General features: G+C 58.6%; 24 protein-coding genes and 1 pseudogene. 9 read left to right on the top strand and 16 right to left on the bottom strand.

Annotation, left to right across the window (positions count from 1 at the left end):
* Positions 1-50: 50 nt before the first annotated feature.
* Genes xdhC through guaD form a run of 4 tightly spaced genes read right to left on the bottom strand, consistent with a single transcriptional unit; the run spans position 51 to position 5,940 of the window.
* Entirely contained in the window at positions 51-824 is a 774-nt protein-coding gene (xdhC, locus tag ABEH87_RS03520) for a xanthine dehydrogenase accessory protein XdhC (RefSeq protein WP_346573935.1), read from the bottom strand.
* On the bottom strand, positions 814-3,156 hold the full coding sequence (gene xdhB / locus ABEH87_RS03515) for a xanthine dehydrogenase molybdopterin binding subunit (RefSeq protein WP_346574567.1): 2,343 nt from the start codon (positions 3,154-3,156) through the stop codon (positions 814-816). The genes xdhC and xdhB overlap by 11 nt, the downstream gene beginning before the upstream one ends.
* 16 nt (positions 3,157-3,172) lie before the next feature.
* On the bottom strand, positions 3,173-4,612 hold the full coding sequence (xdhA, locus tag ABEH87_RS03510) for a xanthine dehydrogenase small subunit (protein WP_346573934.1): 1,440 nt from the start codon (positions 4,610-4,612) through the stop codon (positions 3,173-3,175).
* Positions 4,609-5,940, bottom strand: a complete 1,332-nt coding sequence (gene guaD / locus ABEH87_RS03505) for a guanine deaminase (protein WP_346573933.1) — start codon at positions 5,938-5,940, stop codon at positions 4,609-4,611. Before guaD ends, xdhA begins: the two co-directional genes overlap by 4 nt.
* 386 nt (positions 5,941-6,326) lie before the next feature.
* Here guaD and ydfG point away from each other — a divergent pair, with 386 nt between their 5' ends.
* Complete coding sequence (gene ydfG / locus ABEH87_RS03500) at positions 6,327-7,073, top strand: bifunctional NADP-dependent 3-hydroxy acid dehydrogenase/3-hydroxypropionate dehydrogenase YdfG (RefSeq protein ID WP_346573932.1); 747 nt, start codon at positions 6,327-6,329, stop codon at positions 7,071-7,073.
* Positions 7,074-7,094: 21 nt separating this feature from the next.
* Here the strand turns inward: ydfG and ABEH87_RS03495 are convergent, their stop codons facing one another.
* Complete coding sequence (locus tag ABEH87_RS03495) at positions 7,095-7,421, bottom strand: YnfA family protein (protein ID WP_346573931.1); 327 nt, start codon at positions 7,419-7,421, stop codon at positions 7,095-7,097.
* Positions 7,422-7,553: 132 nt separating this feature from the next.
* Between ABEH87_RS03495 and ABEH87_RS03490 the strand changes: the two genes are divergently transcribed.
* Both ABEH87_RS03490 and ABEH87_RS03485 read left to right on the top strand, forming a co-directional pair.
* On the top strand, positions 7,554-7,901 hold the full coding sequence (locus ABEH87_RS03490) for a DUF1283 family protein (RefSeq protein WP_346574565.1): 348 nt from the start codon (positions 7,554-7,556) through the stop codon (positions 7,899-7,901).
* Between the two features lie 52 nt (positions 7,902-7,953).
* On the top strand, positions 7,954-8,250 hold the full coding sequence (locus ABEH87_RS03485) for a DUF1161 domain-containing protein (RefSeq protein WP_346573930.1): 297 nt from the start codon (positions 7,954-7,956) through the stop codon (positions 8,248-8,250).
* Between the two features lie 49 nt (positions 8,251-8,299).
* Here ABEH87_RS03485 and ABEH87_RS03480 read toward each other — a convergent pair whose 3' ends face one another.
* Positions 8,300-9,766, bottom strand: coding sequence for an MDR family MFS transporter (locus tag ABEH87_RS03480; RefSeq protein WP_346573928.1), 1,467 nt, complete (start codon positions 9,764-9,766; stop codon positions 8,300-8,302).
* A gap of 314 nt (positions 9,767-10,080) precedes the next feature.
* Between ABEH87_RS03480 and ABEH87_RS03475 the strand changes: the two genes are divergently transcribed.
* The 4 genes and pseudogenes from ABEH87_RS03475 to osmV all read left to right on the top strand — a co-directional run bounded on the left by ABEH87_RS03475 (position 10,081) and on the right by osmV (position 13,524).
* Positions 10,081-10,794, top strand: coding sequence for an ABC transporter permease (locus ABEH87_RS03475; RefSeq protein WP_346573926.1), 714 nt, complete (start codon positions 10,081-10,083; stop codon positions 10,792-10,794).
* A 97-nt stretch (positions 10,795-10,891) separates the two neighbouring features.
* Positions 10,892-11,728, top strand: a pseudogene (locus tag ABEH87_RS03470) (glycine betaine ABC transporter substrate-binding protein); the annotation flags it as partial.
* Positions 11,729-11,737: 9 nt separating this feature from the next.
* Complete coding sequence (gene osmW, locus ABEH87_RS03465; protein ID WP_346573924.1) at positions 11,738-12,385, top strand: osmoprotectant ABC transporter permease OsmW; 648 nt, start codon at positions 11,738-11,740, stop codon at positions 12,383-12,385.
* Positions 12,385-13,524 carry an osmoprotectant ABC transporter ATP-binding protein OsmV gene (osmV, locus tag ABEH87_RS03460; RefSeq protein ID WP_346573923.1) on the top strand — a complete coding sequence of 380 codons (1,140 nt, stop codon included), beginning with the start codon at positions 12,385-12,387 and terminating at the stop codon, positions 13,522-13,524. Before osmW ends, osmV begins: the two co-directional genes overlap by 1 nt.
* A gap of 37 nt (positions 13,525-13,561) precedes the next feature.
* Here osmV and ABEH87_RS03455 read toward each other — a convergent pair whose 3' ends face one another.
* From ABEH87_RS03455 to ABEH87_RS03445, 3 genes are all read right to left on the bottom strand, one after another.
* Positions 13,562-14,425 carry a PRD domain-containing protein gene (locus ABEH87_RS03455; RefSeq protein ID WP_346573922.1) on the bottom strand — a complete coding sequence of 288 codons (864 nt, stop codon included), beginning with the start codon at positions 14,423-14,425 and terminating at the stop codon, positions 13,562-13,564.
* A gap of 172 nt (positions 14,426-14,597) precedes the next feature.
* Positions 14,598-14,918 carry a hypothetical protein gene (locus ABEH87_RS03450; RefSeq protein ID WP_346573920.1) on the bottom strand — a complete coding sequence of 107 codons (321 nt, stop codon included), beginning with the start codon at positions 14,916-14,918 and terminating at the stop codon, positions 14,598-14,600.
* Positions 14,919-15,022: 104 nt separating this feature from the next.
* Positions 15,023-16,639, bottom strand: coding sequence for an ABC transporter substrate-binding protein (locus ABEH87_RS03445; RefSeq protein WP_346573919.1), 1,617 nt, complete (start codon positions 16,637-16,639; stop codon positions 15,023-15,025).
* A gap of 167 nt (positions 16,640-16,806) precedes the next feature.
* On the opposite strand from ABEH87_RS03445, the gene mpaA reads away from it, so the two are divergent.
* The gene (mpaA, locus tag ABEH87_RS03440) at positions 16,807-17,514 is read left to right on the top strand and encodes a murein tripeptide amidase MpaA (protein ID WP_346573918.1); all 708 of its coding nucleotides are present in this window, start codon (positions 16,807-16,809) and stop codon (positions 17,512-17,514) included.
* Here mpaA and ycjG read toward each other — a convergent pair.
* Positions 17,494-18,477, bottom strand: coding sequence for an L-Ala-D/L-Glu epimerase (ycjG, locus tag ABEH87_RS03435; protein ID WP_346573917.1), 984 nt, complete (start codon positions 18,475-18,477; stop codon positions 17,494-17,496). The two genes, mpaA and ycjG, sit on opposite strands and share 21 nt — an antisense overlap.
* A 118-nt stretch (positions 18,478-18,595) precedes the next feature.
* Between ycjG and tpx the strand changes: the two genes are divergently transcribed.
* Complete coding sequence (gene tpx / locus ABEH87_RS03430) at positions 18,596-19,099, top strand: thiol peroxidase (RefSeq protein ID WP_346573915.1); 504 nt, start codon at positions 18,596-18,598, stop codon at positions 19,097-19,099.
* 83 nt (positions 19,100-19,182) lie between these two features.
* Here tpx and tyrR read toward each other — a convergent pair whose 3' ends face one another.
* The 6 genes from tyrR to pspB all read right to left on the bottom strand — a co-directional run bounded on the left by tyrR (position 19,183) and on the right by pspB (position 24,183).
* The gene (gene tyrR / locus ABEH87_RS03425; RefSeq protein WP_346573913.1) at positions 19,183-20,748 is read right to left on the bottom strand and encodes a transcriptional regulator TyrR; all 1,566 of its coding nucleotides are present in this window, start codon (positions 20,746-20,748) and stop codon (positions 19,183-19,185) included.
* A 101-nt stretch (positions 20,749-20,849) separates the two neighbouring features.
* The gene (locus ABEH87_RS03420) at positions 20,850-21,905 is read right to left on the bottom strand and encodes a YcjF family protein (protein WP_346573911.1); all 1,056 of its coding nucleotides are present in this window, start codon (positions 21,903-21,905) and stop codon (positions 20,850-20,852) included.
* Entirely contained in the window at positions 21,902-23,299 is a 1,398-nt protein-coding gene (locus tag ABEH87_RS03415; protein ID WP_346573909.1) for a YcjX family protein, read from the bottom strand. Before ABEH87_RS03415 ends, ABEH87_RS03420 begins: the two co-directional genes overlap by 4 nt.
* Positions 23,300-23,370: 71 nt before the next feature.
* Positions 23,371-23,583 carry a phage shock protein PspD gene (pspD, locus tag ABEH87_RS03410; protein WP_346573907.1) on the bottom strand — a complete coding sequence of 71 codons (213 nt, stop codon included), beginning with the start codon at positions 23,581-23,583 and terminating at the stop codon, positions 23,371-23,373.
* A 28-nt stretch (positions 23,584-23,611) separates the two neighbouring features.
* On the bottom strand, positions 23,612-23,959 hold the full coding sequence (pspC, locus tag ABEH87_RS03405; protein WP_346573906.1) for an envelope stress response membrane protein PspC: 348 nt from the start codon (positions 23,957-23,959) through the stop codon (positions 23,612-23,614).
* Positions 23,956-24,183, bottom strand: a complete 228-nt coding sequence (gene pspB, locus ABEH87_RS03400) for an envelope stress response membrane protein PspB (protein ID WP_346573904.1) — start codon at positions 24,181-24,183, stop codon at positions 23,956-23,958. The genes pspC and pspB overlap by 4 nt, the downstream gene beginning before the upstream one ends.
* Positions 24,184-24,201: the final 18 nt, after the last annotated feature.

Raw genomic sequence — 24,201 nt, 5'->3', positions numbered from 1 at the left:
TATGGATGAAAATGCAGCATAAACGGCAGATCTGACAAGTGTAAATCATTTCACGCCGGTCGTTTATATAAGGTAATAATTTCTCCTGCCACCGCCACGGCAATCTCTGCCGGCAGCTTGCCTTTCACGTCAGGCAGGCCAACTGGGCAACGCAGTTGGCTGAGCTGTTCGCGGCTGATGCCTTTTCCTTCCAGACGATAGTCAAAACGCTGGCGCTTGGTTGCTGAACCTATCATGCCGACGTAACTCGCGTCGTCACGGCGCAGAATGGCTTCACACAGTTCCAGATCGCGCGGATGATGGTGGGTCATCACCACATAGTAACTGCCTGCCGGCATGATTTTCACCTGGTCCGTCGGGTCTTCGAGGCAGCAGACCGTTACGCCGTCAGGAACCTGAGTGAACTGTTCTGGACGTTCATCGACCCAGTAAACGTGACAGGGTAACGTTGACAACAGCGCTACCAGCGCCTGACCGACGTGCCCGGCACCAAATACCGCAATCTGCGGCTGCGCCTGCATCAGCGGTTCAAACAGTACGCTGCTGATGCCGCCGCAGCACTGTCCAAGCCGGGCCCCCAGATTGAACTGCTCGTAGCGCGCCTGCGTCTGGCCACTCAGCAGCATTTCACGTGCCATGGCGACAGACTGAAACTCCAGATGCCCCCCGCCGATAGTCAGCCAGGTTTGAGCGGCCGTCACCACCATTTTGCTGCCGCGATCGCGCGGCACGGAGCCTTTATCATCCACCACCGTCAGCAGTACGCAGGGTTCGCCGCGATCGCGCAGGTTCGCCAGAATAGTAATCCAGTCATCACTGCGCATGCTGACCTCCTGAACGCTGTTTTTCGGCACCCCAGAACACCCGTTCCGGGGTGGCGGGCGCATCCAGCAGCGGATGCTGGCGGTAATCGCCAATGCTGGATACCGCATCCTGTAGCGCACACCAGACGGCGATCCCCAGCATAAAGGGCGGTTCACCCACGGCCTTCGAGTGAAACACCGTGTCCTGAGGATTTTTGCGATTTTCCACCAGCGTAACGCGCAGGTCGTGCGGCACATCGCCAATCGCCGGAATCTTATAGCTGGCCGGACCGTCGGTCAGCAGGCGTCCTTTATCGTTCCACACCAGTTCCTCCGTGGTCAGCCAGCCCATGCCCTGCACAAAGCCGCCCTCCACCTGCCCGATATCGATGGCCGGGTTCAGTGACGCACCAACGTCGTGCAGAATATCGGCACGCAGCAGGCGATATTCCCCGGTCAGGCTGTCGATGAGAACCTCGGCGCAGGCGGCACCGTAAGCGAAGTAATAAAATGGCTCACCGCGCCCCGCCAGGCGGTCGTAATGGATCCCCGGCACCCGATAGTAGCCGGTGGCTGACAGTGGCACCTGATTGAGCCACGCCAGCTGAGCGACCTCGGCAAAGGTAAAATACCGTTCGCCTACGTGAACAATGCCGTTACTGAAGCTGACCTGCTGCGCGCCGCAGTTATGCAGCCTGCACAGCATCGTCACCAGCCGTTCGCGCAGGATTTCCGCCGCATTCTGGGCAGCCTTACCGTTAAGATCGGTACCGCTGGAGGCCGCCGTTGGCGAGGTATTCGGCACCTTTCCGGTGTCGGTCGCGGTGATCTGGATGCTGTTGATGTCGATTTGCAGCACTTCGGCGACGATCTGCGCCACTTTGGTATTCAACCCCTGGCCCATCTCCGTACCGCCGTGGTTTAACTGCACCGTCCCGTCGGTGTAGATCAGGATCAGGGCGCCTGCCTGGTTGAGAAAACTGGAGGTAAACGAGATGCCAAACTTGACCGGCGTCAGCGCCAGCCCGCGTTTCATCACCGGGCTGGCGGCGTTGAAGTCGGCGATCGCGGCACGTCGCCCGGCATAATCGGCGCTCTGCTCCAGCTGCGCGGTGATCTCATCCAGCAGGTTGTCTTTGACCGTCTGATAATAGTGGGTCACGTTGCGCGTCTGTTTACCGTAGTAGTTGCGTTTGCGCACCTCCAGCGGGTCCAGGCCCAGCTCGCGGGCAATATGGTCCATAATCTGCTCTATCGCCACCATGCCCTGTGGCCCGCCAAAGCCGCGATAAGCGGTATTGGAGGCGGTATGAGTGCGGCAGCGGTAGCCGGTGATCAGCGCATCACCAAGGTAGTAGGCATTATCGGTGTGGAACATCGCCCGATCGACGATCGACCCTGAAAGATCGAGTGAATAGCCGCAGTTGCCCGCCAGGTCAATCTTCACCCCGCTGAAGCGTCCTTCCGCATCCACGCCGACGTCGTAGCGCACATAAAAAGGGTGACGTTTGCCGGTGGTCTGCATGTCGTCACGGCGTGACAGGCGCATTTTAGCCGGACGCCCGGTCAGTCGCGCCGCCAGCGCGCACAGACAGGCGACGCCGGCTGCCTGAGTCTCTTTACCGCCGAATCCCCCGCCCATGCGGCGCATATCGATGGTCACTTTGTTCATCGTCAGCCCCATCACCGACGCCACCAGCTTCTGCACTTCGGTAGGATTCTGGGTGGAGGAGTAAACCTGCAGGGCACGATCTTCTCCCGGCACCACCAGCGCCACCTGGGTTTCCAGATAGAAATGTTCCTGACCGCCGATGTGAAATGCGCCGCGCAGGCGGTGAGCGGCTTTTGCCAGCGCGGTATCAGCATCCCCGCGCTGGTGAATATGCGGCTGCTGGACAAAACTGCCCTGCGCCAGCGCCTGCTCCACGTCGAGGATTGCCGTCAGCGGCTGATAGTCGATCCTGGCCAGCGCGGCCGCCTGACGGGCGGCCTGTTCGCTTTCCGCCGCCACCACCAGCACCATCTGCCCGACATACTCAACGACTTCTTTCGCCATCAGCGGATCGCCCGGCTCAAGCGGTCCGATATCCAGCTCACCGGGAACGTCCTGCCAGGTCAACACCCTGATCACGCCAGGGACGCGATAGCAGGCTTCGACGTCAATGCTGAGAATGCGCGCATGCGCGTGCTCGCTGAGGCGCGGGCACAGGTGCAACATGCCCGGCGTCTCCAGACGGTCATCAATGTAACGCGCCTCGCCGGTAACGTGCATTTCTGCACTGTCGTGGCGGGTACTTTTACCGACGCCGCTGCTGTGATGCTGGTTAAACTGGCGCGCCATGGCATCGGGCATCACGACGGGGGGGTGTTTAGACATAGTCTGATACCTCTGTAAAGCTCAGCTCACCGCTCAGCGTGGCGTGGTAACGGCGCAGTAGATTTTTTGCCAGCTGCAGACGGTACGCCGCGCTGGCACGGAAATCACTCAGCGGCTGGAAATCCTGTTCCAGCGCGCGGCAGGCATTTGCCAGCGTCGTGCCGTTCAGCGGCTGGCCCAGCAGCTGCTGTTCGCAGTGGTAAGCCCGGCGGGGAATTTCCGCCATCCCGCCGAAGGCGATACGCACGCAATCCACCCGACCCGCCTCGTCGGTGGTCAGGGTAAAGGCGGCAAACACCGCCGATATATCATCCTCCAGCCGTTTTGAGACTTTCCATGCGCGAAAATGCTGCGCGGGAGTGGCGTGTGGTATCGCCACCGCACGAATGAATTCACCCTCACGCAGCGCCGTTTTACGGTAGCTGAGGAAGAAGTCGGCTAACGGCAGACGGCGCTGGCTGTCGCCCTGTTGCAGGATCAGCGATGCGTCGAGCGCCAGCAGCATCGGCGGCATATCACCAATCGGTGAGGCGTTGCCGATATTGCCGCCCAGCGTTCCCAGGTTACGGATCTGCTGTGAGGCAAAGCGCGCCAGAATCTGCGTCAGCGCCGGGATCTCATCGCCCAGCCACTGCCAGCACTGGCTCAGCGAGACTCCCGCCCCCAGCACCCTCTCGTCATCGAAGCTGGCGCACTGCTTCAGCTCATCAATCTGGTCAAGCGCGATCAGCAGCGGCAGCGCTTCACCCCGCTGGGTGACCTGAAGCGCGAGGTCGGTTCCCCCGGCCAGCAGTTTCGCCTGCGGGTGGGCAAGCAGGGCATCACTGAGCTGTTTAACGGTTTTCGGCAGCAGGCAGCGCCTGTCCTGCCAGTGAATTTCCTGCATCTCCGGGGAGTGTAACGTCAGGAGCTGCGCCACGGTGGCCGCCTCCTGCTGTTCGAATGTGTCCCGTTCTGCGGTATCACAGGCATGACGGGCAGCGGCAACTATCGGCCGGTAGCCGGTACAGCGGCACAGATTGCCTGCCAGCGCCTGCTCTATCTGCTGCGTATCGCCACCGCCGTTTTTTTGCAGGGTGAAGATCGACATCACAAAGCCGGGGGTACAGAAACCGCACTGCGAGGCGTGGCAGTCCACCATCGCCTGCTGCACGCCGTGCAGCCCCGATGGCTGACGCAGATCTTCCACGCTGATCAGCTGTTTTCCCTGCAGGTGGCTGACAAAGGTCAGGCAGCTGTTGACGGTCTGATAGCGCATCCGCCCCTGTTCAACGTGGCCCAGCGTTACGGTGCAGGCTCCGCAGTCTCCGGAGGCACAGCCCTCTTTGGTGCCGCAGCGGCGCTGGTTCTGGCGCAGATAGTTCAGCACCGTCATGTTGGGGTCGATATCGCTTTCGCTGACCAGGCGCTGGTTAAGTAAGAACTGGATCATGCGGCCTGCTCCATTGTATTGCGCTGCCAGACGCAGCGACCGTTGACCCAGGTGGCGGCAATGTTGCGGTCGTCACCCAGCGTCATCAGGACAAACAGTTTTTCCCAGATATCGCGGCTGTTGGCGTGGCGCATCTGCTGTAGCGGCGACACGGCCGGGTCCAGCACCACGAAATCTGCCTCTTTACCCGGCATAAAGTTACCAATGCGGGCGTCCAGATCCAGCGCTTTCGCCCCGCCCAGCGTGGCGTGATAAAACGCCTCACAGGCCGGGAGCTTATAACGCTGAAGCTGCCCCACTTTGTATGCTTCCCCCATCGTCTGCAGCATGCTGAAGGTGGTGCCCGCACCGACATCGGTGCCGATGCCCATTTTCACCCCTTTATGCCAGCAGGTTTTCAGGTCAAACAGGCCGCTGCCGAGGAACAGGTTAGAGGTGGGACAAAACGCCACGGCCGAGCCGGTATGGTGCAGGCAGTCCCACTCGTGATCCTCAAGATGCAGGCAGTGGGCAAACAGGCTGCGGTTACCGGTGAGCTGATAGTGATGGTAGACGTCAAGGTAGCCGCTGTGTTCAGGGAACAGGGTTTTCACCCAGGCGACTTCCTGCGGGTTTTCACTGAGGTGAGTATGCAGCCAGGTATCCGGGAATTCGCTGCGCAGCTGCTGCACCACGGCCAGCAGCTCCGGGGAAGAGGTCGGCGCAAAGCGCGGCGTCAGGGCATAGCTCAGGCGGCCACGGTTATGCCAGCGTTCAATCAGTTCACGAGTCTGCCAGTAGCTCTGCTCCGGGGTTTCCATTAACGCTTCCGGTCCGTTACGGTCCATCATCACCTTACCGGCAATCAGGCGCATCTCCAGGGCAGCGGCGGCGGTAAACAGGGCATCAACCGACTGTGGATGCACGGTGCCGAATACCAGCGCGGTGGTGGTGCCGTTGCTCAGCAGCTGCTGCAGGAAAAATGCCGACATGTGCGCCGCATGCTGCGGGCAGTGGTACTGGCTTTCAACCGGAAAGGTATACTGATTCAGCCACTCCAGAAGCTGTTCGCCAAACGCACCGATCATTTCCGTTTGCGGATAGTGAATGTGGGTATCAACGAAACCCGGCACAATCAGCCTGTCGCGGTAGTCCAGCAGCTCAGCATCCGCCCGCAGCAGGTGCTGCCCCTCTTCCCAGTGCCATAAACCGACGACGCTGCCCTGATCCAGCAGCAGCAGGCCGTCCTCGATATAGCGCGCCGCCTCCGGCAGCTCCCGGGGATGGTCCACCGTGCGGGTGATATCGAAAAAACTGGCGCGGATGGCCTGGGTGTAGCGTAGTGACATAACCGTTCCTCAAATAATGGCCGCCAGCACAGAAAGCATTGCGGGCAATCGTATGAGTTTAGTGTGCAAATGTTATGCCAGACGGCGAAATGTTATTTTTTTATTTAAATACAATAAGATAGGTTGATACTTTATCAAAACGACCGGGTGCGGAAAGATAATCGGTTGCGCAATCGGTTGCTGCGCTGGCAACCGATTGCTTTACGCCAGAAATCAGCGGCTGCGCCCGGCGTGGCAACCCCCCTGCACTGCTTTGACGCAAAACCTCGCCTTAACGCACAGCGCTGGTGCATTTTTTCTTATCAGTCATAACAATTCGCTTCTTATCACCCCGGTCGTGAAATGGTAAGGTGATCAACATCCAAAATGTGTTGAGGAACAGTGAGATGATCGTATTTGTTACCGGTGCCACCGCCGGTTTTGGTCAGAGCATTACCCGCCGCTTCATCGCCCAGGGCCACAAGGTCATCGCCACCGGTCGCCGCCAGGAACGTCTGGATGCGTTAAAACAGGAGTTTGGTGACAGCATTTACACTCTGGTGCTGGACGTGCGCGACCGCGACGGTATTAACACGCAGCTCGCCAGCCTGCCGGCAGAATGGCGTGATATTGATATCCTGGTTAACAATGCCGGGCTGGCGCTGGGCATCGAGCCCGCGCAGCGCGCCAGCCTCGAAGACTGGGAAGATATGATCGACACCAACAATAAAGGCCTGGTGTATATGACCCGTGCGCTGCTGCCCGCGATGGTTGCGCGCAACGTCGGGCATATCATTAATATCGGATCGATTGCCGGGAGCTGGCCTTATCCTGGCGGCAACGTGTACGGCGCCACGAAGGCGTTTGTGCGTCAGTTCAGTTTCAATCTGCGCACCGACCTGCACGGCACCGCTCTGCGCGTGACCGACATTGAGCCGGGCCTGGTGGGCGGCACCGAGTTTTCCAACGTGCGCTTTAAGGGCGACGACAGCCGCGCCGACAGCGTATATGACGGCACCGAACCACTGACGCCGGAAGACGTGACCGAAGCGGTCTGGTGGGTCGCTACCCTGCCGAAGCACGTTAATATCAGCGCACTGGAGATGATGCCGGTTGGCCAGAGCCAGGCAGGCCTGCGCGTTCACAAAGCCTGATCCCTTAGTCCGGGCCTGATATCAGGCCCGTCCCCACCCCGCGACGATAATCAGCATGCCGCAAAACGCCACCGACGCCCCCACCCAGTCATAGCTACTCAGTTTCACTCCGTCCACGATGCGCAGCCACAGCAGGGCCGTCAGCACGTATACACCGCCATAAGCGGCATAGACACGCCCGCTCGCCGCCGGATGCAGCGTCAGCAACCAGACAAAAATCACCAGACTGATGCCTGCCGGTAACAGCAGCCAGGCAGAGGCATTTTTTTTCAGCCACAGATACGGCAAAAAACAGCCGACGATCTCGGCGAGGGCCGTGGCAAAAAACAGCGCTATTGTAGTCAGCATTTCTTCTTTTCTCTTTTAATCGTCAACGGCGGCACGGCGTGTCTGGTGGGTGCCTGAAAGCTGGTGATATACTACCGCACATGATTCGCTCAGTCGCCGTTGCTGTGGCTACACACCCATAAGGAACCCATGATGAAAACCTTACAACAACGTCTGTCCAACGCTTCGCTGTCGTTGCTGCTGCTGACCGCTCTGTTTTCCGTTCAGCACACTGCACAGGCGCGCACCGACCATCTGATCATTCAGGATGGCAATAACGCACTCAGCAATGAAGAAGCCCGCCAGCAGAAAGAGCAGTGGGATGCAACCCACCGCCTGCGCGGCAAGGTGAACAACTACAATGAGAAGGTGTTTGACCGTGAAGACCAGGCCTTTGATACCCGCGTTGGCTGTGAAAAGAGCCTGAACGTGAATGCCTACTGGGAACCCAACACCCTGCGCTGCCTTGACCGCCGTACCGGTCGCCCGGTGGCACCCTAAGCTCAGGTTGCTGCTATAGTTAGCGTAGATCACTCGTATAAGGACAGAATGAATGAAAGCTTATAAGTGGATGTTAACCGCACTGATGGTCGCCGCACCGCTGGCAGTTCAGGCGTCGTGCGAGACGGTCAAAACCGATATTAATCAGAAAATCATTAACAACGGCGTGCCAGCCTCCGGCTTTACTCTGGAGATCGTGCCCAACGACCAGGCCGATCAGGCGGGAGGCCAGGTTGTCGGCCACTGCGAAAATGACACGCAGAAAATCGTCTACAAACGGACCGGCAACGACGGCGACAGCACGGTGCCGGCCAGCGCGGGCACCTCTCAGGACGCTCCTGCACAGTAGTGCGCTTATCCCCTGCGGGGTGACCAGTACAGCCGGTCGCCCCTTTTGATCAGTGTGGTGTTTCCGCCGGAACAAAACGCGAAACCACCAGGCTCAGCAGCGCAATCACCGCCGATACCGCAAACACCCAGTGCAGCGAGTGCGCAATCTCAGTCAGCATGATCCCCAGACGGTCGGCATCAATCTGCTCCCTCTGGCTGTGTGACATCACCTGCTGAACCGGATCGCTGTCGTGCGGCAGGCGCAGCAGCAGGTTGTAGTTCAGCACTGCCCCCATCACCGCCGTTCCTAACGCCGACCCCAGCATACGGCTGAACATAATCGAGGCGGTACATATGCCGCGAATAGCAAAGTCAGCGGTGTTTTGTACAGCAATCAGGAAGGTGGTGCTGGTCATCCCCATACCGGTGCCAATCACAAAGGCAAACAGCCCGGCGTGCCACACCGGACTCTCACGGTGCAGAGTGAGCAGCAGGCCGGTCCCCAGGATCAGCAACAGCGAGCCGAGCAGCGCGGTAAAACGATACGAGGTGCGCTGCATCAGCCGGCCACTGAGGGTGCTGGCCAGCGGCCAGCCTATCGACATCATCGCCAGCGCACTGCCCGCCTGCAGCGGCGTACCGCCGTTCACCCCCTGAATCCAGGTAGGGAGAAAAGCACTGATGCCCATCATCGCCGCGCCAATCAGCAGATTACCCGCGTTTCCTGCCAGCAGCGTGCGGCTGCGCCAGATCGCCAGCGGAAACAGCGGTTCGCTGGCGCGGCGCTCGTGGCGTAACAGGGCCGCCCCCGCCGCCAGCGCCAGTATCAGCAGCCCCACGACCCAGGCGATACCCAGCGCTTCCGCCTGCAGCAGGGCGACCAGCAGTGCGCTGACGGTCAGCATCAGCCAGCCGCTGCCCGCCAGGTTCAGCCGGTGCGGGCTGCGCTGCTTCGACTCCGGAAAGAAGCGGGCCAGCAGCAGCATCGAGACGATGCCGATCGGCACGTTGACCCAGAAGATCAGCGCCCAGTTGAAGTGCTGTACCAGCCAGGCGCCGGTCAGCGGTCCGACGATGGCCGCCACGCCCCAGACGCTCGACAGCCAGCCCTGTACGCCCGCCCGCTCTTTCGGCGGGTACACATCGGCAATGATGGTAGAGGTCAGCGGCATAATGGCCCCGGCACCCAGCCCCTGGAAGGCGCGAAACAGGATCAGCCAGCCCATATTCGTCGCGAAGCCGCACAGCACCGATCCGGCCAGAAACAGCCCGGTGCCGATAAAGAACATCCGCTTGCGTCCCCACAGGTCTGCCAGACGTCCGTAGATCGGCACGCTGACCGCCTGCGTCAACAGATAGATGGAGAACACCCAGCCAAACTGCGAGAAGCCCCCGAGTTCAGCAATGATGGTCGGCATGGCGGTGGCCACTATCGTCACTTCGATAGCCGCCATAAACATCGCCAGCATTGAGGCAATCAGTATCCAGTGACGTGACTTCACTGATGAGGCCATAGTTTGCGAATCTTCCGACATAACTTCCCCTGATTAACGCTGTTTTGAGAGTGTGCATGAAATTTAAGGCAACAGTTTTCGGATTGTGCTGATCGTGGCAATGGTGACGTTGTCACCTGAAGTCGATGAATTTTTTTCATCGACATTTTTCCCATTGCTATCAAGGCTTACCGTCGGTTTCAGTGAAAAACACCCTGCTGATTTTCGGGCGAAAATTTGGCAACTCTGCCGCTTCGCTGCTATAGCTTTGTAGGCTAAGTTTATCGGGTAAAGTGATAATCGCCCATAAGATCAACACTTTTAATGCTTACCCGTTTTCCAGGGAGAACACTGAAATGCAACATTCCATGCTGTTACGGCGTGCCATGCTGGCGGTGCTGTTTATCGCCGCGATTGTCCTTCTGCTGGTCTGGGGACTGGGCATTGAGACGATTAAGGCCAGGCGTGTCGATCTGATCTACCTCGGGCAGCAGCATATGACGCTGGTGTTCTGGTCGATGCTGTTTGCGCTGCTGGTCGGCATTCCCAGCGGCATCGCCCTCAGCCGCCCCGGTGCGCGCCGCTGGGCGGAGTATGTGATGCAGATTTTCAACGTCGGTAACACCCTTCCCCCACTGGCCGTGCTGGCGCTGGCCATGGTGGTGATCGGCATTGGCGATCGCCCGGCAATTATCGCGCTGTTTCTGGCGTCGCTGCTGCCGATTGTGCGCAACACCTATGCCGGACTCTGTTCGGTGCCGGCTTCCCTGCTGGAAGCGGCTGACGGGATTGGCATGACCAAAGGCCAGCGGCTGCGTCAGGTTGAGCTGCCTGATGCCCTGCCGGTGATGTTATCCGGGATACGGGTGGCGATGGCGATTAACGTCGGGACCGCGCCGCTGGCGTTTCTGATTGGTGCCAGCAGCTACGGCGAACTGATCTTCCCCGGCATTTACCTCAATGACTTTCCTACGCTGATTCTGGGCGCTGCGGCCACCGCGCTGTTTGCGCTGGTCCTGGATATGCTGCTGGCTGGCTTAGGCCGTCTGCTCAGCCCCCACACTGCCTGAAAATAAGGAACTGATGATGGCTGATGCCTCTGTATTTACCCGCTGGCTGCGCACAGGTGCCCTTGCCGTCTCACTGACGGTTAGCGGCTTTGCCAGCGCAGCGCCGATTGTGATCACCACGAAGAGTTTTACCGAGCAGCATATTTTGTCTGCCCTCACCACGCAGTATCTGCGTAAACAGGGCTTTGAGGTAGAACCGAAAACCAATATCGCCACCGTTATCGGCCGCAACGCGATGATTAATAAACAGGTGGATATGACCTGGGAATATACCGGGACCTCATTGATTATTTTTAACCATATCTCGCAGCGTATGTCACCGGAGGAAACCTGGCAAACGGTGAAAAAGCTGGACGCGAAGCTGGGACTGGTGTGGCTGAACCCGGCACCGATGAATAATACTTACGCCTTTGCCATGTCGGCCGAACGCGCGAAAGCCGAAAAAATCGAGACCCTTTCACAGCTGGTGGCGAAAATCGAACAGGTGCGTAAGACCGACCCGGATAATAACTGGATGCTGGGCCTGGATCTGGAGTTTGCCGGACGTTCTGATGGCCTGAAACCGCTGCAGAAAGCTTACAACATGCCGCTGGACCGTCCGCAGATCCGCCAGATGGATCCGGGCCTGGTGTACAACGCGATCCGCGATGGTTTTGTTGACGCCGGGCTGGTGTACACCACCGATGGCCGCGTAAAGGGTTTTGAACTGAAAGTCCTGAAGGATGATAAAGGCTACTTCCCCAGCTACGCCGTTACCCCCGTCGTCACTGCTCAGGCGTTGAAAGATCATCCCGGTCTGGATACGGCGCTGAATAAGCTGTCACCGCTGATCACCGATGAGGCCATCACCGAAATGAATAAGCGCGTGGATATCGACCATCAGTCGCCGCAGCAGGTGGCGCGCGATTTCCTGACATCCCACAATATGCTTTAAGGAGGCCCCGTGGATACGATTCATTACATCATGGACAACGGCAGCTACCTTGCCAGCCTGACCTTTCAGCATCTTTGGCTGGTAGCGCTGGCGGTGGGTTTTGCCATCGTAATTGGCGTGCCTCTCGGCATTCTGATTGTGCGTTTTAAATGGCTGGCCACGCCGGTGCTGGGTCTGGCAACCATTGTGCTGACCATTCCCTCCATTGCCCTGTTTGGTCTGATGATCCCGATCTTTTCCACCATCGGTCAGGGTATTGGCGTGTTACCTGCCATCACGGCGGTATTCCTCTATTCCCTGTTGCCGATTGTACGTAACACCCATACGGCACTGGAAAACCTGCCTGACGGTCTGCGCGAAGCGGGTCGCGGCATCGGTATGACCTTCTGGCAGCGCCTGCGCTGGGTAGAGATCCCGATGGCGCTGCCGGTTATTTTTGGCGGTATTCGTACCGCCGTGGTGATGAACGTCGGCGTGATGGCGATTGCCGCCGTGATCGGCGCGGGTGGCCTCGGGCTGTTACTGCTGGACGGCATAAGCGGAAGCGATGTCCGCATGCTGATTGCCGGAGCGCTGATGATCTGCTTACTGGCGATAATTCTTGACTGGCTGCTGCACCGTTTGCAGGTAGCGCTGACACCTAAGGGGATTCGATAATGATAAAACTGGAAAATCTCACCAAAACCTTCAAACAAAAGAACGGCAACAGCTTTAATGCCGTCGATAATGTCAGCCTTAACGTGCCGGAAGGTGAAATGTGCGTCCTGCTCGGCCCTTCCGGCTGCGGCAAGACCACCACGCTGAAAATGATTAACCGCCTGATCCCCGCCAGCAGCGGCAAGATCCTGATCAACGGAGAAGATACCAGCGGGCTGGATACCGTTACGCTGCGTCGTAATATCGGCTATGTCATCCAGCAGATTGGTTTGTTCCCGAATATGACCATTGAAGAGAACATTACCGTGGTGCCACGAATGCTGGGCTGGGACAAGCAGCGCTGTAAAGAGCGCGCCAGCGAACTGATGAGCATGATGGCGCTGGATGCAAAGAAATTCCTGCACCGCTACCCGCGTGAGATGTCAGGCGGTCAGCAGCAGCGTATCGGCGTGATTCGTGCGCTGGCGGCGGATCCTCCGGTGCTGCTGATGGATGAACCGTTCGGCGCGGTGGACCCGATTAACCGCGAAGTGATCCAGAACGAGTTTCTCGACATGCAGCGCCAGCTGAAGAAAACCGTGATGCTGGTCAGCCATGATATTGATGAAGCGCTGAAGCTGGGTGACCGTATTGCCGTGTTCGGCCAGGGGAAAATCGTGCAGTGCGCCAGCCCGGACGAGCTGCTGGCGAAACCGGCCAATGAGTTTATCGGCTCCTTTGTTGGCCAGGACCGCACGCTGAAGCGTTTGTTGCTGGTTCAGGCAGGTGACGTCACCGACCAGCAGCCGACGCTCACGGTGCGTAAATCCACCCCGCTGGCCGACGCGTTTGGCATCATGGACGATAACGATCTGCGTTCAGTCACCGTGGTTGACGAGGATGGTAAGCCGCTGGGCTTTGTTAAGCGCCGCGAGGCGCGGGGAGCAAGCGGTGTGTGTGCAGATATGCTGCACGGCTTTACCGTCACCGGCAAAGCCGAAGAGAACCTGCGCGTGGTGCTGTCGAAGCTGTACGAGCACAACATGGTGTGGATGCCGATTGTCGACGAGGATGGCCGCTACAGCGGAGAGATTTCGCAGGACTATATTGCGGATTACCTGAGTTCCGGCCGCACGCGTCGCGTACTGAATCCGGGTTAACGTTGCGGGCGGACCGGAAGGTCCGCCCCTGTCTTTTTTATGCCTCGTCCTGCCCTTCATCCAGCGCCAGCGTCTCCTTCCTGACCCGCTCGATGTGGATGGTCAGAAACATCCGCTCTTCACTGCCCAGCGTGTACGCGTAATTCTTCATCACGTGACGGTCAATTTTATCCACGCACTTATAGGCCGCAGGGTAACGGTCACGCACCACGTCGTGCAGCGACTCATCATCGCTATAGACTCCGCGTTTCCCCAGCATACGCTGCGAGAAAAACTTCAGATGCGTGACGAAACGGTTGTAGCTCAGTGAGTCGGTCTGGTAGTCGAGCTGCAGCTGATATTTCACGATATGCAGGATCTCCTGCATAAATTTGGTGATATGCATTACCGCTGGCATCTCACTGCCCAGCTGTGCATTGACCAGATGCAGCGCGATAAACCCGGCTTCATCCTCCGGCAGCCGGGCTTTCAGCCGCCTGTCGATGATGTCGAGCGCCGCCAGGCCGATGGCATACTCTTTCGGATACAGGCTGCGGATTTCCCACTGCAACACGTTGCGGATCGGCAGGTTTTGCTGATGACGGGTCAGGGCAAAATTGACGTGATCGGTCAGCGCAATGGCCAGACTTTCGTGCAGTTGGGTAGACAGCTGCTCACGTGCCAGGGCAATGATACACTCCGTAGCAATCACCACCTCAAGCGGAATTTCCGACAGCAGTTCCCCCAGGCGCCCGGTCAGCTCCCGACTTTTCAGGGCAAAGGTTTTTTCAACCAGCGATGGATCGAGTTCGTCCCCGCTACGTTTTTTAAACGCCAGCCCGCGTCCCATCACCACCTGTTCATTCCCCTGCTCGTCATGAACGATGACCACATTATTATTGAGAACTTTTGCTATTTTCATTTCCCGGCCTGAAAACAAAAAAACCCGACGGCCGGAGAAGCTCCAGCGGTCAGGTTTTGCCTGCTAAAATGCAGTAACAATCCAGTGGTGACACGATAAGGCATTATACGGCGGTCTCAAGAGGCAGGCTGCCGTTCTGTGATAGAGCTCGCGGTTTGTTACGATTTGTTTCTCAACCGGTACGAGTACACTTCACGTCGGCCAGTTTTTGCAGCTGGGTTTCGCGCTCGGTTGCATGTTTTTGTGCCTGCTGTTTGGCGATGCCGTTGCCAATACCGAAGTCCAGCGCCGCACCGATGACCGTTAAACCGTCAAATTCACCCGTTTTATCAATCTTTTGCTGTACCTTCTGCTGTTCAGCCATCTGCTGGCGTACGCCCTGGCAGTCAAGCTGATCGGCCTGAACCGCGCTGACCGGGGGCGAATCGGGGTACTGCTTCAGCGCGCAGCCGGTCAGGAGCAAAGAGAGAGCCAGCAGAGGAAGTGATTTCATTTTGGTGATCCGTTCAGACAGGTTGACGTCATTATGTCCGCAGACGCGGCAGATCAATGGGAAAAGCAGCGCTCAACATTGCTGCCTTTCCCGGTCTTCACCCGTCAGTGCTTCAAAATGTAGAGGGTGCGGCTGTAGGCCACATCTTCCGGGTTGGCGATGGGGTAGCCCTTCACGTAAGGCTTGATCAGACGCCCGTTAGTGTACTGGTAGATCGGCGCAATCGGGGCCTGACCGGCAATAATCTGCTCGGCGCGGTTATAGTCATCATTGCGTGCCGTGTCGTCCGTCTGGCGGCTGGCCTTCGCCAGCAGGGCGTCATAATCGCTGTTTTTAAAACGGGCGATGTTGCCACTGTGGGTTGAGGTCAGCAGGCTGAGGAAGGTGGAGGGTTCATTATAATCCCCGACCCAGGAGGCGCGGATAACGTCGAAGTTGCCGCTGTTGCGGTTCTCGATATAGGTTTTCCACTCCTGGTTTTGCAGCTTCACCTCCACGCCGAGATTTTTCTTCCACATCGATGCCACGGCAATGGCGATCTTCTTGTGTGTCTCTGAGGTGTTATACAGCAGGGTCAGCGTCAGCGGGTGTGCCGGGCTGTAACCGGCCGCCGCCAGCAGCGCTTTAGCCTGGGCATTGAGTTCTTCCTGGCTGTGCTGCTGCATAAAGCTGGCTTTTGGTGAGAAGCCCGCCGTTACGTCAGGCGTGAAATGCCAGGCGGGTTTCTCACCGGTGCCCAGCACTTTTTCCGCGATAATTTTACGGTCAATCGACCATGAGAGCGCCTGGCGCACACGCACGTCGGCAGTCGGCCCTTTCTGCGTATTAAACGCGTAGTAATAGGTGCCGAGCTGGTCAGGCGTATAGACCTCGCCGGGGATCTGTTTTTTCAGCAGGCCGTAAAGCTCTTTCGGAAAGGACTCCGTAATATCGATGCCCCCGGCGCGGTAACGCTTGGTGGCGCTCGACTCTTCACTGATCGGGACAAAGGTGACTTTTGTCAGCACCGAATGAGCGTCGTCCCAGTAGTGAGGATTGCGCACCAGCTCCAGTTTTTCATTCACCACCCGGCTGTGCAGCTGGTAGGCACCGTTACCGACCAGATTGCCAGGCCGCGTCCACTGGTCGCCATACTGCGCAATGACTTTTTGTGGCACCGGGAACAGGCTGAAGTTTGCCGTCAGGCTGACAAAATAGGGCACCGGCTTATCAAGGGTGACTTTCAGATGGGTGGCATCGATGGCGCTGACGCCGAGCTTATCGGGGCTCATTTCCCCTTTAACAATCGCCCCGGCGTTGGCAATCCCGGCCAGTTCGGCAAACCACGCAAAGGTTGAGGTATTTTTCGGGTCCACCAGGCGCTGCCAGCTGTAGACGAAGTCAGCTGCCGTGACAGTGTCACCGTTTGACCAGCGTGCGTCTTTGCGCAGCGTGAAGATCCAGGTTTTGTTATCGTTAGTCTGCCATCCGGTGGCGACGCCGGGGATGATTTTACCGTTGGCATCCTGATTGGTTAACCCTTCGAACAGGTCACGGATCACCGGAATTTCAGGCAGCCCCACCGCTTTTACCGGGTCGAGTGACGCGGGCTCATCTTTGATGTGGCGCACGATCTCCTGACTGGCGGCCAGCGGCGTACCGGGTGGGACATCAGCCGCGTGAGTGGCGTAACTGATACACAGCGCTAAAGCCGCCAGCGCAAAAGATGATGATTTCCTCATAAATGATGTCCTTACCTGTCAGCGAAACAGCGGGGTTTTTTGTACTGCTGGCACTGTAACGCAAATGACATGTTGTGAAACAGTGTTTTTATTCAACCGCCGGGCGGTGAACGTTGCCGGGCAATATGCTAGTTTTAGCGCAGACCAGTTTACCCGGAGATCTGCACATGTCCCTGATCCATCCCCGCCCCCTGCGCGGTCGCCTTGATGCCCCTTCGCAGCAGTACGGGCAGTCGGTGCTTGGTGCGCCGCTGCTGTGGTTTCCGGCTCCGCTGGCTGATGAGGACAGCGGGCTGATCCTCGCCGGAACGCACGGCGACGAAACGGCCGCTGTTGTCACCCTCTCCTGCGCCATGCGTACCCTGCAGGACAGCCATCGCCGACACCATGTGGTGCTGGCGGTGAACCCCGATGGCTGCCAGCTTGGCCTGCGTGCTAACGCCAGCGGCGTGGACCTTAACCGCAACTTTCCCGCCGCCAACTGGCAGCCAGGAGAAACGGTCTACCGCTGGAACAGCGTGGCAGAGGAGCGCGATGTGCTGCTGTCCACCGGCGAGCACGCCGGATCAGAGCCGGAAACCGCTGCCCTGTGCCAGCTTATCCATCAGCTGTCCCCGGCCTGGATTGTCACTTTCCATGAGCCGCTGGCCTGTATTGAAGACCCTCACAGCAGCCCGCTGGGCCACTGGCTGGCCGCGAAGACCAGCCTGCCGCTGGTCACCAGCGTCGGGTATGCCACGCCGGGTTCGTTCGGTAGCTGGTGTGCGGATATCAACCTGCCGTGTATCACCGCTGAATTCCCGCCGGTGGCCGCCGATGAGGCAAGTGAACGTTATCTCGCAGCCCTGGTGGATTTACTCTACTGGCAGCCGTGACAGCTCAATGCGCCCGCAGCTGAACGGGAGTGCAGGCTCTGCGTCCACCGCCAGCCAGGTGGGCCCGTCGAGGTCAATAAAACGGGCCAGCGGCACCAGCGGCAGTGCGGCACGAATGGCGCGTGAGGTGCAGAGCATACAGCCGAGCATGATGCCAAACCCCTGCTCCTGCGCGGCCTGCGCCAGCTCCAGCGCCGCCGTCAGTCCGCCGGTTTTATCCAGTTTGATGTTCACCATCTCATAACGGCCGCGCAGCGCAGGCAGGCTGTCCACGGTGTGGCAGCTCTCATCAGCGCAGATCGGTAACGGATGGATGAAGTTTTCCAGCGCCGCATCGTCGGCCGCCGGCAGCGGCTGTTCCAGCATCGCGACGTTAAGATCGGCCAGCAGCTGGCAGCGTGACGCCAGCCCTTCGCTGTGCCATGACTCATTAGCATCAACAATCAGCGTGGCCTGCGGCACTGCGCTGCGAATAGCGACCAGACGCTCGGTGATCAGATGATCGTCCAGTTTAATTTTCAGTAACCGGGCGCCGTTTTCCCATAGTGCCAGCGCGCTGCTGGCCATCATTTCCGGCCCGTCAATGCTGACGGTCTGCGCCATTTCGATCAGTGCTGGGGGCTGGTGTTCTGTCAGTTGCCACAGGCTGCGCCCCTCACGCAGCGCCTCCAGATCCCACAGCGCACTGTCGATGGCGTTGCGGGCGGCACCGGCGGGCATCTGATGTTGCAGTTCACTGCGGGTCAGCCCCTGCTGTAACGCTGGCAGCAGAGCGGTAATTTGCGCCAGAACGGAATCTTCACTCTCACCGTAACGCGGATAAGGCGTACATTCACCGATGGCTTTAATGCCGTTTTCTTCCAGTTCCACCACCACGACTCCCGCTTCACTGCGTGCGCCACGCGCGATGACAAACGGACTGTGGAGCGGCCAGCTTTCCGGGTAAGCCTTCACTGCTCTCATGCTTTACTCCTTTATTTAACTGGATGCCCGCAATTGTTACGGATTTTTACTGTCTCACTTCTTCAGCATGACATACACTGAAGCAGGTTAAACACCATTAACATTAAAAGGATAGATTATGTCTCAGACCGTACATTTCCAGGGCAACCCGGTTTCCGTTGACGGGCAACTGCCAGCACCGGGCCAGACCGCAACGTCGTTTACCCTGGTGGCCAAAGATCTCTCCGATGTCTCTCTGTCCCAGTATACGGGCAAACGTAAAGTCCTGAATATTTTCCCAAGCATTGATACCGGCGTTTGCGCCACTTCCGTTCGTAAATTTAATCAGCTGGCGGGCGAAGTGGACAACACCGTGGTGCTGTGTATTTCTGCCGATCTGCCCTTTGCCCAGTCCCGCTTCTGCGGTTCTGATGGCCTGAGCAATGTGGTTACCCTCTCGACTCTGCGCGGCGGCGATTTCAAGAAAGACTACGGCGTGGCGATTGTTGACGGCCCGCTGAGCGGTCTGACCGCCCGCGCTGTTGTGGTGCTGGATGAGCATGACAAAGTGATTCACAGCCAGCTGGTGAATGAAATAACCACCGAGCCGGACTATGATGCTGCACTGGCCGTATTGAAATAAATCGGCTGACGTAACAGGGTCGACCCCTACTCCAGGGGCCGATCTTTTGTTTCGATCGGCCCGTTTAATCAACGTTCTCCAGCCTATTCCCCTTCGTTTTTCTTCTGGCTTAACCCATATTCACGCAGTTTATTAGCAATAGCGGTGTGAGAAACGCCAAGCCGCTTCGCCAGTTTGCGCGTGCTGGGATAAGAGAGATAGAGCCGGGTCAGCACTGAACGCTCAAAGCGGCTGGTGATTTCATCCAGCGATCCTTCGATAGCATCATCCCCCAGCGGCATTTCCATCGCATATTCTGGCAACACGATATCCTGCGGACGCAGTTCGTAACCGTCAAGCTGAGTCAGTGCGCGGTAAAGTGCGTTCTTCAGCTGGCGCACGTTGCCGGGCCAGGTGTAACGGGTGAGGAACGCGTTAAGCTGGGCGGAGAGTTTTGGCCGCGAAACACCCTGCTCGTCGGCGAAGCGCGCAACAAACATTTCGGTCAGCGGCAGGATATCCTGCGGACGTTCACGCAGCGGCGGCAGGTTGAGGGTCAGGACGTTCAGGCGGTAGAACAGGTCTTCGCGGAACTCGCCGCGCTGCACCAGCTCCATCAGGTTTTTCTGCGTGGCGCAGATCACCCGCACGTTGACGTTGACTTCATGCTCTTCGCCCACGCGACGGAAGGTGCCATCGTTCAGGAAACGCAGCAGCTTGGTCTGCATGCGCGGCGACATCTCGCCGATTTCATCCAGCAATACCGACCCGCCGTTCGCCTGCTCGAAAAAGCCTTTTTTTCCTTCAAGCGCATTCGGATATGCGCCAGCGGCGTGGCCGAACAGTTCACTTTCGGCGACATCATCCGGCAACGAGGCACAGTTCAGGGCCAGAAACGGTTTCTTGCCGCGCGCGCTGCGCAGATGGCAGGCCCTGGCGATCATATCCTTACCCGTTCCGGTATCGCCGACAATCAGCAGGGGGGCGTCCAGCATTGCCAGCTTGCGCGCCTGGTCGACCACCTGACGCATTTTGCTGCTAACGGCAACAATATGCTGGAACTCGCTGTCATCATTGACGGCGAGGTTCTGTAACTGCTGCCCCATACGGGCGGTGGATTTCAGCAGCACTACGCCGCCCACCGGGTTCGGCGTAGGGCTCTCCTCATCCTGAGCGTAGATCGGCGTCACTTCCATCAGAAAATCGCGCCCCTGCAGCACCACGTGGTGGGCTTCAGGTTCAATACGCTCATTTTCCAGCCAGCGCTGAAAGTTAAAACCACTGACCAGCGAGCCTGCACTGTAGTTGCGCATTTTTTCTTCATTCAGAGAAAACAGCAGCTGTGCCGCCGGGTTCGCCAGCTCGACTTTGCTTTTCAGGTCAATTGAGAAGACGGGATCGGGCAGAGCCACCAGCAGCGCGCTCAGCGCGCGATGCTCACGCTCTGAGGGCAGGAAGGAGACGGTACGCACATCGGTCACGCCGGGAATACGGCGGATCTCCGCCATCAGCTGGCTGAACTGCTCGAAGCTCACGGTGGAAAAGTTGAGATAGATGCGACCAATCGCGGCGATCTCAATACCGCGCAGATCGATACTGCGTTCAACCAGCAGGTCCAGCAGTTCACGGGTCAGACCGATTCGGTCCTGGCAAAAGACTTCAAGGCGCATGCGTTTTAACCTTTATTATCACAGTGCTGAGCGTATCTGCTGATAATACGCTATCCCCTGTCAGGCCAGAAGTGTTCTGTCATGAAAAGTTGACAGTCTGCTTATTTCTCCGGCTTGCCGCTGCGCTGCATGCTCTCTTTTAACTGGCCGATCAGCTCGCGGCGGAAGTCGCCCAGGCGCGGCTTATCCTCTTCCAGCCACGGCAGCGGGCGGCACAACTCCATCGCTTTGATACCGAGACGCGCCGTCAGCAGTCCTGCTCCGATGCCCTGGGCGGCACGGGTGGAAAGTCGGGCGGCAAGATCCTGTGACATCCAGTCCATCCCCACCTCGCGGATCAGTTCCGACGCACCGGCAAAGGCAATATTCAGCAGCACCAGACGAAACAGGCGCAGGCGGCTGAAGTACCCGAGCTCAATACCGTACAGCGCAGCGATGCGGTTAACCAGCCGCAGGTTGCGCCAGGCAATAAAAGCCATATCCACCAGCGCCAGCGGGCTGACGGCGATCATCAGCGTTGACTCTGCGGCATAGCGGCTGATTTCGCGCCGCGCCTGACGGTCCAGCACCGGCTGCACCAGCTGTGCGTACAGCGTCACCACTTCGCGGTCATTGTGGGTTTCATGCAGCGATGCCTGCCAGCGTTGCAGGGCCGGATGGCCGGATTCCAGCCCCGCCTGCTGCGCCAGTTTTTCGCAGAAGGCACGTCCGCTGCCGTTACCGTGGCTGGCCAGTAGTTCGCGCGCCACGTCGCGCTCCTCCGCCCTTTCGCGCAGGCGATACAGACGCCGCCATTCTCCCACCAGCGATCCTACGCCTGCCGCGACGATCAGCCCCCCGGCGGCAACGCCGCCCAGGCCAATCCAGTCCTGGGTGATCCACGCCTGATGTGCCCACTGCACGCCCTGCGCGACCACGCTGACGCCGAACAGGCCCAGCCCGGTCATCACCATCCGGCGCCACAGGCTGCGTTTGGGCCGCAGTGCAGCTTCCACCGCCAGCTCACCGGCTCCTTCCGGCTCGACGTCCGGTTCCGGGTTAACGGCAACAAACTGATCCTGCTGGGCGGCAAACGCCTGCGACGGGCGCAGGATCGGCGCCGGTTCATCGCTCAGCGGCTGGGCAAAATCGATACGGGGTTTAATCGGTGTGGTCATCGCAGTTTATCTCCCAGTAAAAATTCCAGCGCGGCGTCCATGCGGATATGCGGCAGCGGCCGATCCACATCGAGATCCTGCGGCCGGAACTGCTCAAAATGGAACCCCTGATCCTGCCAGAACGCGTTGCCCGGCAGACGCGGCGGCACTTCGCCGGGATAGACGGTCAGCGGCGTGTTGTCGGCAAGGCGGTGACCGCGCAGCGCCGGGATACTCTCGCCCTGATGATCGACATGGCCACTCTGCGTCGCCTGTACCGACGCCAGGCCGATGCAGTCCATTTTAATCCCTTCAAAAGCGGCGTTCTGCCAGGCGTCCTGCACCAGCTGCTGTAGCAGCGACACCAGATTCGCATGCTGGTCGGCGGTTACATGGTCCGACTTGGTGGCGGCAAACTGTAACTTATCAATCACCGGGGAGAACAGGCGGCGAAACAGCGTGCGCTGCCCGTAGGAAAAACTCTGCATCAGCTGCGTCAGCGCCAGGCGCATATCGTTGAAGGCCTGCGGACCGCTGTTCAGCGGTTGCAGACAGTCCACCAGGACAATCTGGCGATCAAAACGCAGGAAGTGGTTTTTATAGAAGCCTTTGACCACATGCTGGCAGTAGTACTGATAGCGGGCGCGCAGCATCCCGATATTACTGCTGGCATCGGCCTGTGCCAGGCGGGTTTCGCCGCCTTCTGCCACGTCGGGCCACGGGAAAAATTGCAGCGCCGGGGCCCCCGCCATTTCGCCAGGCAGCACAAAACGACCGGGTTGAATAAAGTGCAGGCCCTCCTGCTTACAGCGCTGTAAATATTCGGTCCAGGCGGCGGCAATATCGGCCAGACGGTTTTCATCGGCCGGCGCCAGCGGATCAAGCCCGTCGCAGAGCTGACGCCAGCGCTGCGCCCAACCGGCGCGGTCGCCCTGTAACAGTCCGGTCATCTGGCGTGACCAGGTGAGAAAATCCTGCTCCAGCATTGGCAGGTCGAGCAGCCACTCGCCGGGGTAGTCAACGATTTCCAGATACAGCGTGGAGGTCTCTTTAAAGTGACGCAGCAGGGAAGCCTGTGAACGGTAACGAAGGGCGAGGCGCATTTCACTCACACCGCGCGTAGGCGTCGGCCAGTTCGGCGGCGTTCCATACAGCTGTGCAACACCTTCATCATAGGTAAAGCGCGGGATGCCGAGATCACGCTGCGGCACGCGCTTGACGCCAAGCAGGCGCTGCTCCCGCACCGCCGAGAACAGCGGCAGGCGCGCACCCGAATTGACGTTGAGAAGTTGATTCACCAGAGAGGTAATAAAAGCGGTTTTGCCGCTGCGGCTTAATCCGGTAACGGCCAGGCGCAGATGGCGATCCGCGCCGCGATTCACCAGCGACAGCAATTCATTTTGTAGTCGTTTCATCTGGGGCATTGGCACCTTTCAGTTTAGTATCCCTTTATCGTAACATCCTCAGCCTTTGCCGCGTCATCCCATCAGGGTGCAGGTTTCACCCAGCGGGCTGCGGCCCGGCGCATCACACGCTTAAACAGCGGCTCCAGCGCCCAGGCCAGCAGGATTTTCAGCGGTCTGCGGGCAACAGATTTTACCGCCCAGCCGCTCAGGCCTGCCGGACCGTAGGTCAGGGCACTGATCAGAACGAATTTCCCGGCCTTTTTCAGGCGCGGATGGGGCTGCCAGTTTCTCATAAATGCACTCCTGAAAAAGATCCGAAAATTACAGCTGGCTGAAGCGGCTGCGTACGCTAAACGTTTCCGAGGTGACGTAGCGCTCAACTTCGCGCAGTTCACGCTCGCTACCGCTCAGCTCCGCGCTTAACTCATCCAGCAGTTGACGCGCGGTGAGCGGTTTATCGCGATCCTGTTCACCCGGCGGCATATCCGGCAGCAGCATCGCCAGCAGGAAGTAGCCGACAATGGTCAGCACGAACAGCCCGAAGAACAGCGACATCACCACAATCACGCGCACCAGCAGTACCGGCACACCGATATAGTCGGCAATACCGGCGCAGACGCCTTTAAGCTTGCCCTGCTCCGGGATGCAGTAAAGTTTTTTCTGACTCATGGCTGCCTCCAGTTTGGATGCTCGGCGTCGAGGATGGCTTCCAGCGACTGAACGCGTTCACGCATTTTACGCACGTCATGAGTCAGCTGTTGCAGGCGTTGCAGTTCATTCTGCGTCAGCTCTGCCCCGCCGTTCTGGCGTTTGCTGTAGTGCAGCCAGAGCCAGATAGGCGCAACGAATAGCAGAAACAGCGTCAGGGGTATGGCAATAATAAAGGCACTCATTCATATTCCTTGAAGTTA

Source organism: Erwinia sp. Eh17-17 (assembly GCF_039675725.1).
In the GTDB taxonomy this organism is placed as follows: Bacteria; Pseudomonadota; Gammaproteobacteria; order Enterobacterales; family Enterobacteriaceae; genus Erwinia.
Note: the sequence above shows the minus strand (reverse complement) of the source record. Positions and strands in the feature narration are given on the sequence as shown.